Origin of the sequence: Oscillibacter sp. CAG:155 (genome assembly GCA_000436875.1) — a bacterium.
GTDB lineage: Bacteria > Bacillota > Clostridia > Oscillospirales > Oscillospiraceae > Oscillibacter.
The window spans coordinates 1-8,142 of the sequence record FR890832.1; the positions used below are offsets into that span (position 1 = coordinate 1).

Below are 8,142 nucleotides of genomic sequence, written 5' to 3' on the forward strand. Positions count from 1 at the left end.
AAGTGCACCAGCGGCGGCGTTCTCAAATCAAAACATTTGCTTTTGCAGCATTCTCAGCGGGTCCGGCACACCAGCTGGCCGTTTTCCACATCCAGCACCAGCGTGCTGCCAGCAGCCAGGTCTCCGCTCAGAATCCGCTTGGCGATCAGCGTCTCCGCCGCGCTTTGCAGATACCGCTTCAGCGGCCGGGCACCGTAGATTGGGTCGAAGCCCTGGTCGATGATCAGGTCCTTGGCCTGGTCCGTGACTTCCAGCTTCAAAAGCTTCTCGCCCAGACGCTGCCGCAGGCCCTGCATCAGGATTTCGATGATGCCGCTCAGGTTCTCCTTGGTCAGCGGTTTAAAGAGGATGATCTCATCCAGCCGGTTCAGGAACTCCGGCCGGAAGGACTGGCGCAGTTCCGCCATGACGGCATCCCGGGCAGACTGGGCAATGGTGCCGTCAGACTGGATACCGTCCAGCAGCTCCTGGCTGCCCAGGTTGGAGGTGAGGATGATGATGGTGTTCTTGAAGTCCACCGTCCGGCCCTGGGAGTCCGTGATGCGGCCGTCATCCAGAATCTGCAGCAGGATGTTGAACACATCCGGGTGGGCCTTTTCCACCTCATCGAAGAGCACCACGCTGTACGGCTTGCGGCGCACCGCCTCCGTCAGCTGGCCGCCCTCGTCGTAACCCACGTATCCCGGAGGCGCGCCGATCAGACGGCTCACAGAGAACTTCTCCATATACTCCGTCATATCAATACGCACCAGGTTGCGCTCATCGTCAAACAGGCAGTCCGCCAGAGACTTTGCAAGTTCCGTCTTGCCCACGCCGGTGGGACCCAGGAACAGGAAGCTGCCGATGGGCCGGTTGGGGTCGGCGATTCCGGCCCGGGAGCGCTGGATAGCCTCCGTCACCAGGCGCACCGCCTCATCCTGGCCGACCACCCGCTTATGGATGACCTCATCCAGATGGAGCAGCTTCTCCCGCTCCCCTTCCACCAGACGGCTGACGGGGATGCCAGTCCACTTTGCCACGATGTCGGCGATCTCCGCCTCCGTGACGGTATCATGGACCATGGAGTTTTCTCCGCTGTGCTGCTCAGCAGCGGCCTCCGCCTCTTTGAGCTGCTTTTCCAGTGCCGGCAGATCCGAGTACTTGAGCTTTGCCGCCTTTTCATATTCCAGATGGGACTGGGCCTGCTCGATCTCGCCGTGGAGCCGTTCAATCCGGCCCTTCAGATCCTTGACCTGATCCACGCCCTGTTTTTCCGCTTCCCAGCGGGACTTCCGGGCGTTGAACTGCTCTTTCTCATCGGCCAGTTCCTTTTTCAGTTCCTCCAGGCGATCCCGGGAGAGCTGGTCGTCCTCCTTCTTCAGCGCCATCTCCTCGATCTCCTGCTGCATGATCTTGCGCCGCAGGTCATCCAGTTCCGCAGGCATGGAGTCGATCTCCGTGCGGATCATGGCGCAGGCCTCATCCACCAGGTCGATGGCCTTATCCGGCAGGAACCGGTCGGTGATATAACGGTTGGAGAGGGTGGCCGCCGCCACCAGGGCATTGTCGTGGATGCGGACGCCGTGGAAGATCTCATAGCGCTCCTTGAGTCCCCGCAGAATGGAGATGGTGTCCTCCACCGTGGGCTCATTCACCATGACCGGCTGGAACCGCCGCTCCAGAGCGGCGTCCTTTTCAATGTACTGCCGGTACTCGTCCAGGGTGGTGGCACCGATGCAGTGCAGTTCGCCCCGGGCCAGCATGGGCTTGAGCAGGTTGCCCGCATCCATGCTACCCTCGGTCTTGCCGGCGCCCACGATGGTATGCAGCTCATCGATAAAGAGGATGATCTTCCCCTCGGACTTGCGTACCTGCTCCAGCACGGCCTTGAGCCGCTCTTCAAATTCGCCCCGGTACTTGGCACCGGCAATCAGGGCGCCCATATCCAGAGAGAAGACGGTGTGGTCTTTCAGTCCGTCGGGCACGTCGCCCCGGACGATCCGCTGGGCCAGGCCCTCGGCGATGGCGGTTTTCCCCACGCCGGGCTCGCCGATGAGGACGGGGTTGTTCTTCGTCTTACGGGAGAGGATACGGATGACATTTCGGATCTCGCTGTCCCGGCCGATCACCGGGTCCAGTTCCTTGCTCCGGGCCCGGGCCACCAAGTCCGTGCCGTACTTTTTCAGTGCATCATAAGTGTCCTCCGGATTGTCGGATGTCACCGGGTTGGCCTTGACCTTGCTCAGTTCCTCTGTAAAGCGGGAGCGGGAGATGCCGTGGTCCTGGAGCAGCTGCTTGAGCTGCGTTCCGCCCTCGGCAAAGATGCCCAGCATCAGATGCTCTACGGAGACATATTCGTCATGGAGCTTCTCCGCTGTGCGCTCCGCCACGGTGATGACCTTGCCGGTCTCCGGCGAGGCATAAACTTCGCCGCTGCCGCCGGAGACCCGGGGCAGTTGATCGATCCTACCCTTGAGTTCCGTCTCCAAACCGCCGCAGTCCACGCCCATCCGCTGGAACAGGGAACCCACCAGGCCGCCGTCCTGCTCCAGCAGGGCCAGCAGCAGATGCTCCGGGGTCAGGTACTGATTTTGTCTTTCCTGGGCCATGGTCTGGGCATCACGCAGGGCCTCCAGGGTTTTTTGCGTATATTTTTGTGTATTCATACAGGATCTTCCTCCCTTGCGGAAAAGCCCTGCCGCCGGTGCGGCGGGACTTCTTGATTTCAGCTTTGCACTTATTATAGCCCCGCTTTTAGCACTGTCAAGTGGAGAGTGCTAAAATTTAAAAACAGAACACAGTTCGTTCACGAATTTTCAAAAATTCCCACCTGCCGCATTTCTCATTCACGAAAAAAACGTCCCCGCCCCTCTCGACATTTGCCGGACACTGCGTTATACTTCCTTGTTGTAAATCCGCGCGCAGTACAAACCATCCGCACGCACCAGTCGGAAAGGAAGTAGAGACAATGGCAGAAGCTATGAAGTACGGCACCGAATCGTTTGAGGTTCACCTGCCCCCGGAGCAGATTGCAGCCGAGGTGGAGGCCAATCATGTGGACCTGCCCCAGCGGACCGTGGCGGAGCACATCCGCTATGCGCTGGACCATCCCATTGATTCCGCCCCCCTGCGGGAGCTGGTCAAGCCCGGCGAGACCGTGTGCATCATCATCTCCGATGTGACCCGCCGCTGGCAGTCTCCGGAGACCTATATCCCCATTCTCGTGGAGGAGCTGGAACATGCCGGCATCCGGGATGAGGACATGCTGATTCTCTCCGCCACCGGCACCCACCGCACCCAGACCAAGGAAGAGCATATCGGCCTTGTGACCCAGGCCGTGTACGACCGCATCCGAGTGGTGGATCACATCTGCACCGATCAGGAGAATCTGGTCCACGTGGGCGATACCTCCCGGGGCACGCCCGTGTGGCTGGACAAGCGGGCCATGGACTGCGACCATATCATCCTCACCGGCGGCGTGGTGTTCCACTTCATGGCCGGCTTCGGCGGCGGCCGCAAGAGCATCCTGCCGGGCATCTCCGGCCGGGAGACCATCATGAAAAACCACAACCTGGCCCTCAATCCCGGCATCGGCAATGGCTCCAACCCGGAGGTCCGCAGTGCCAATATGACGGAGGCCAACCCGGTCCACGCCGACATGATGGAGGCCTGCGCCATGGCCAATCCCACCTTCCTGCTCAACGTGGTGGTCAATGACGACCAGCAGATCATCAGCGCCTTTGCCGGTAACTGGCGCACTGCCCATCAGGCTGCCTGCGACCTGGTGGACGCCATGTACGGCGTGACCATTCACGAGCGGACTCCCATGGTCATCGCCAGCGCCGGCGGCTATCCCAAGGACCTGAACTTCTACCAGACCATCAAGACGTTGTGCAATGCCCTGGCGGCTGTGGAGGATGGCGGCACCATCATTCTGGTGACCCGCAGCGAAGAGGGCTTCGGCAGTGAGGACTGCCGCCGGATCATCGCCGATTATCCCACCATGCTGGAGCGGGAGAAGGCCCTGCGGGCAGACTTCTCCATCGGCGCCTTCATCGGTTACCTCTTTGCCGAAAACGCGGAGACCCACCACATGATCGCCGTCACCGGCATGCCCCAGGAGGCCTTCGGCACCGCCAAGATCCACGTGGTCTCCACCCTGGACGAGGCCCTGGAGCTGGCACGGAAGCTCAACGGCGGCCGGGACCTGCGGACCACCCTGCTGCCCCACGGCGCCAACACCCTGCCCAAGCTGGTGTAAGCCGCCTGCAAACACACATACAGGAGCCCCGGCGTTTTTCACGCCGGGGCTCCTCTTTTACTCCTGGGGTTTTCGCTCCCGGATCTGCCGGTGGAGGCAGGCAAGGCCGTCCGCCAGACCTCCCACCTGATCAATCAATCCTACCTGCACCGCCTCCTCTCCGTAGAGAACACTGCCTACATCCGCGGCCATATCGTCCTTTTTCAGCATCAGCGCCTGAAAATCCTCCGGCGAGATATGGCTGTGACCAGAGACAAAGGTGACGATCCGCTCCTGGAGCCGTTGAAAATAGCTGTAAGTCTGGGGTGCGGCGATCACCGTACCGGTGGTGCGGACCGGGTGGATGGTCATGGCGGCGGAGGGCACGGCAAAGCTCCGCTTGGCCGCCACCGCCAGCGGCACGCCGATCGAGTGACTGCCGCCCAGGACAATGGACACCGTGGGCTTGGTCATGCCTGCAATCAGCTCCGCAATGGCAAGGCCCGCCTCCACATCACCGCCCACAGTATTGAGCAAAAACAGGACGCCGTCGATGTCTTCCGACGCCTCCAGCTTTGCCAACAGCGGCAGCATGTGCTCATACTTGGTGGTCTTGGTATTGGGCCCCGCCAGTGTGTGGCCCTCGATCTGTCCCACGATGCTCTCCACAAATACGGACGCTCCGTTGGACCGGACAATGGACGAGCCGGTGTCCAGAATGTTCTGGGTGGCCTGCTCCGATCCGCTGTCGTTTTCTCCGGCTTCACCGGAGGTCATGGGCTTGGTTGACTCCGTCATAAAATTCCTCCTTGTTTCTCCGGTAGTGTCTGCCGTTTTCACAAAATCTACACCTGGCCCAGGGTTTCTTTTTCTTTGCGCCTATGGTATCATGTGGAGAAACGGAACTTACAGACAGCAGGAGGGATTTTCAGTGGCAGAACGTACCAAGCAGCGCATCGTGGTCAAGGTGGGCACTTCCACACTCACCCACGACTCCGGGGCGCTGGATCTCCGGAGCATGGAACATCTGGTCCGGACTCTGGCGGACCTGCACGGCATGGGGCACGAGGTGATCCTGGTCACCTCCGGTGCCATTGCCGTTGGCACCGCCAAGCTGGGACTTTCCGAACGCCCCAGGGAGCTGCGGATGAAGCAGGCTGCCGCAGCCGTGGGCCAGTGTCGGATGATGCACATCTATGACAAACTCTTTTCCGAGTATAACCGCTCTGTTGCTCAAATCCTTCTGACGGGGGGTGATGTGGAGATTCCCCAGCGGGCCGAGCATCTGCGCAGCACCTTTTCCGCCCTGCTGGAGATGGGCGTGATCCCGGTGGTGAATGAAAACGACTCTGTCTCCTCCGCCGAGATCGAAACCGGCCGTCACAAGGTACTGGGCGACAACGACACCCTCTCCGCCATTGTGGCGCGGCTTTGTCAGGCGGACCTGCTGGTGCTTTTGAGCGACATCGACGGTTTGTACGACGCAGACCCTCATACCCACCCGGACGCCACGCTCATCCATCAGGTCCGGGACCTGACGCCGGCGATCCTGGAGATGGCCGGCGGCGCCGGCAGCTGGCGGGGGACCGGCGGCATGGCCACCAAGCTCTCCGCCGCCCGGATCGCCATGGGCGCCGGATGCGACATGGTCATCACCAACGGCAGCCGAACCGAGGACCTCTACGGCATCGTGGAGGGGCAGGACATCGGCACCCGGTTCCTGGCAGCGCGGTAACCCCGCCTCTCCCCAGATCCATTTGATGAAACCATCCATGGCACACGGTGTCATGGAAAGGAGGTTATTTTCATGACAGCATTACAGCAGCAGGGACAGGCGGCAAAGGATGCCGCCTATGTGCTCTCCACCGCCGGTACGGCCAGAAAAAACGCGGCGCTGGCTGCCATTGCGGATACTCTGACCCAGCAGCAGGACCGTTGGCTTGCCGCCAACGCCGAAGACGTGGCCGCCGCGAAAGAGGCGGGGATGCGCCCGGCCATGCTGGACCGGCTGACGCTGACGCCGGAGCGGATCGCCGGCATCGTAGAGGGCGTGCGCCAAGTAGCAGCCCTGCCAGACCCCATCGGCCGGGTGGACAAGATGGAAACCCGGCCCAACGGCCTTATCATCGGTCGGCGGCGGGTCCCCCTGGGGGTCATCGCCATCATCTTTGAGGCCCGTCCCAATGTCACCGTGGATGCGGCGGCTTTGTGTCTCAAGTCCGGCAACGCCTGTATCCTCCGGGGCGGTAAGGAGGCCATTCGCTCCAACCGCTGCGCGGCGGAGCTGATGCGTCAGGCCCTGCATACGGCAGGGCTGCCGGAGGACTGTATCTGCCTGGTGCAGGACACCAGCCACGAGACTGCCCGGGAGCTGATGCACCTGGATGGCTTTGTGGATGTGCTGATTCCCCGGGGCGGCGCGGGGCTGATCCGTGCCGTGGCCAAGGAGGCCAGCGTCCCTGTGATTCGCACCGGAGAGGGCGTCTGTCACATCTATATCGATAACGAGGCAGACCTGGACATGGGCGCCAGGATTCTCTTCAACGCCAAATGCTCCCGCCCCTCCGTCTGCAACGCGGTGGAGTGCGTGCTGGTGCATCAGGATGTGGCAGCGGATTTCTGGAAACACGCGCTGCCCCTGCTGGAAGAAAAACAGGTGGAGCTACGGGCGGATGCCCCGGCCCTGGAATTTCTGGGTTCCCATGCAGTCCCTGCGGAAGAGAGCGACTGGGACGCGGAATATGACGACTACATTCTGGCGGTGCGGACGGTACGGGACATGGACGAGGCCGTGTCCTTTATCAACCGCCACGGGACCGGCCACTCCGAGGCCATCATCACCCGCAACTACTTCAAGGCCCAGCACTTCCTGGACTATGTAGACGCAGCGGCAGTATACGTCAACGCCTCCACCCGCTTTACCGACGGCGGCGAGTTCGGCCTGGGTGCGGAGATCGGGATCTCCACACAGAAGATGCATGCCCGGGGCCCCATGGGACTGGAGGAGCTGACCAGCTGCAAGTACATCATTTACGGCGAGGGCCAGGTCCGCTGACCGAATGCCTCCCATTCCCCTGCGGCACACACGATCAAGAGTAAAAGAGGTTGAAAAGATATGTTGACGTTTGGATTTATCGGAACCGGAAATATGGGCGGTGCTCTGGCCCGGGCGGCCCGAAAGCGCCTGAACGGTGAGCAGCTGCTGCTGGCAAACCGGACGGCAGCCAAGGCAGAGGCTCTGGCTGCGGAACTGGGTGCCCGGACCGTGGATAACCGGACCGCAGCGGCCGAGGCGACCTACCTCTTTCTGGGGGTAAAGCCCCAGATGATGGCGGAGATGCTGGCGGAGATCGCCCCCGTGCTGGCCGCCCGGAAGGACCGCTTCTTCCTGGTGCCCATGGCGGCGGGGCTTACCATTGCGGACATCCAGCTCCAGGCCGGCGGCACATATCCAGTCATCCGCATCATGCCCAACACCCCCTCTTCCATTGGGGAGGGGATGATCCTCTATACCTGCGGCGACAGTGTCACCAAGGAAGAGGAGCAGACCTTCCTGGACGCCATGGCCGGAGCGGGAAAGCTGGCCCCTCTGCCGGAGCGTCTGATCGACGCAGGAAGCTCCGTAGCGGGCTGCGGCCCGGCCTTCGTGGATCTGTTTATCGAAGCGCTGGCGGACGGCGGGGTGGCCTGCGGTCTGCCCCGGGCCACGGCATTGGAACTGGCCGCTCAGATGGTGGCAGGTTCCGCCCGGCTGGTGCTGGAGAGCGGACAGCACCCCGGCGTATTGAAGGACGCCGTATGCTCTCCCGGCGGCACCACCATCCAGGGCGTCCGGGCGTTGGAGGAAGCTGGTTTCCGGGGCGCAGTGATGGACGCCGTCATTGCCGCTTACGAGAAAAACGGAAACCTGAAGTAAACCGCCA

General features: G+C 61.8%; 6 protein-coding genes. 4 read left to right on the plus strand and 2 right to left on the minus strand.

Annotated elements, in window-relative coordinates; all coding sequences use genetic code 11:
* Positions 1 to 53: 53 nt before the first annotated feature.
* Positions 54 to 2,645, minus strand: coding sequence for an ATP-dependent chaperone ClpB (clpB, locus tag QZL67_RS00905; RefSeq protein ID WP_022288907.1), 2,592 nt, complete (start codon positions 2,643 to 2,645; stop codon positions 54 to 56).
* Between the two features lie 302 nt (positions 2,646 to 2,947).
* On the opposite strand from clpB, the gene larA reads away from it, so the two are divergent.
* The gene (larA, locus tag QZL67_RS00910) at positions 2,948 to 4,240 is read left to right on the plus strand and encodes a nickel-dependent lactate racemase (protein WP_022288908.1); all 1,293 of its coding nucleotides are present in this window, start codon (positions 2,948 to 2,950) and stop codon (positions 4,238 to 4,240) included.
* 57 nt (positions 4,241 to 4,297) lie between these two features.
* Here the strand turns inward: larA and QZL67_RS00915 are convergent, their stop codons facing one another.
* Positions 4,298 to 5,017, minus strand: a complete 720-nt coding sequence (locus QZL67_RS00915; RefSeq protein ID WP_022288909.1) for a ClpP family protease — start codon at positions 5,015 to 5,017, stop codon at positions 4,298 to 4,300.
* A gap of 133 nt (positions 5,018 to 5,150) precedes the next feature.
* Between QZL67_RS00915 and proB the strand changes: the two genes are divergently transcribed.
* From proB to proC, 3 genes are all read left to right on the plus strand, one after another.
* Positions 5,151 to 5,954 (plus strand): glutamate 5-kinase, encoded by an 804-nt coding sequence (gene proB, locus QZL67_RS00920; protein WP_022288910.1) that lies wholly within the window; start codon positions 5,151 to 5,153, stop codon positions 5,952 to 5,954.
* Between the two features lie 72 nt (positions 5,955 to 6,026).
* The gene (locus tag QZL67_RS00925; protein ID WP_022288911.1) at positions 6,027 to 7,274 is read left to right on the plus strand and encodes a glutamate-5-semialdehyde dehydrogenase; all 1,248 of its coding nucleotides are present in this window, start codon (positions 6,027 to 6,029) and stop codon (positions 7,272 to 7,274) included.
* Positions 7,275 to 7,334: 60 nt separating this feature from the next.
* A complete protein-coding gene (gene proC, locus QZL67_RS00930) occupies positions 7,335 to 8,135 on the plus strand; it encodes a pyrroline-5-carboxylate reductase (RefSeq protein WP_022288912.1) in 801 nt (266 codons plus the stop codon).
* The last annotated feature ends 7 nt before the right edge of the window (positions 8,136 to 8,142 follow it).

Bases quoted from the DNA above. Each gene is read 5' to 3' on its own strand.
- clpB (WP_022288907.1), bottom strand. From the start codon at position 2,645: ATGAATACACAAAAATATACGCAAAAAACCCTGGAGGCCCTGCGTGAT.
- larA (WP_022288908.1), top strand. From the start codon at position 2,948: ATGGCAGAAGCTATGAAGTACGGCACCGAATCGTTTGAGGTTCACCTG.
- QZL67_RS00915 (WP_022288909.1), bottom strand. From the start codon at position 5,017: ATGACGGAGTCAACCAAGCCCATGACCTCCGGTGAAGCCGGAGAAAAC.
- QZL67_RS00925 (WP_022288911.1), top strand. From the start codon at position 6,027: ATGACAGCATTACAGCAGCAGGGACAGGCGGCAAAGGATGCCGCCTAT.
- proC (WP_022288912.1), top strand. From the start codon at position 7,335: ATGTTGACGTTTGGATTTATCGGAACCGGAAATATGGGCGGTGCTCTG.